Origin of the sequence: Vibrio kyushuensis (assembly GCF_050337325.1) — a bacterium.
Lineage (GTDB): Bacteria > Pseudomonadota > Gammaproteobacteria > Enterobacterales > Vibrionaceae > Vibrio > Vibrio kyushuensis.
Map to the genome: position 1 here is coordinate 1 of NZ_JAKJSV010000027.1, position 694 is coordinate 694.

Genomic DNA, 694 nt, shown 5'->3' on the forward strand with positions numbered 1-694 from the left:
AGATACGGGTGAGGCTAAGGTAGAACCTTATACGGTAACCAATGACTATGGTACGTTTGAGGTTGAAGAGGATGGCAGTTGGAAGTTCACCATCAACAATGACAGTGCGGTAGTTCAAGCACTTCCTGCGGGAGAGAAAGTGCCGCTGGAATTTGAGGTTACGTCGTTTGATGGAACAGACACTGGCACAATCAGTGTGGTTGTTAAAGGTACGAATGACAGTGCTACGGTTGGCGATGACAGCGGTAGGGTTAAAGAAGACATTGATGGTAAACAAGTCGCTGAAGGTCAACTTAGTATTCAGGATGTAGAYACGGGTGAGGCTAAGGTAGAAYCTTATACGGTAACCAATGACTATGGTACGTTTGAGGTTGAAGAGGATGGCAGTTGGAAGTTCACCATCAACAATGACAGTGCGGTAGTTCAAGCGCTTCCTGCGGGAGAGAAAGTGCCGCTGGAATTTGAGGTTACGTCGTTTGATGGAACAGACACTGGCACAATCAGTGTGGTTGTTAAAGGTACGAATGACAGTGCTACGGTTGGCGATGACAGCGGTAGGGTTAAAGAAGACATTGATGGTAAACAAGTCGCTGAAGGTCAACTTAGTATTCAGGATGTAGATACGGGTGAGGCTAAGGTAGAACCTTATACGGTAACCAATGACTATGGTACGTTTGAGGTTGAAGAGGATGGC

The 694-nt window shown here is 46.4% G+C and carries 1 protein-coding gene; it reads left to right on the forward strand.

All coding sequences use genetic code 11. From position 1 onward, the window contains the following. Positions 1 to 694, forward strand: a 694-nt coding sequence (locus tag L4D20_RS24275) for a VCBS domain-containing protein (protein ID WP_428804124.1), incomplete at both ends; no start/stop codon positions are given.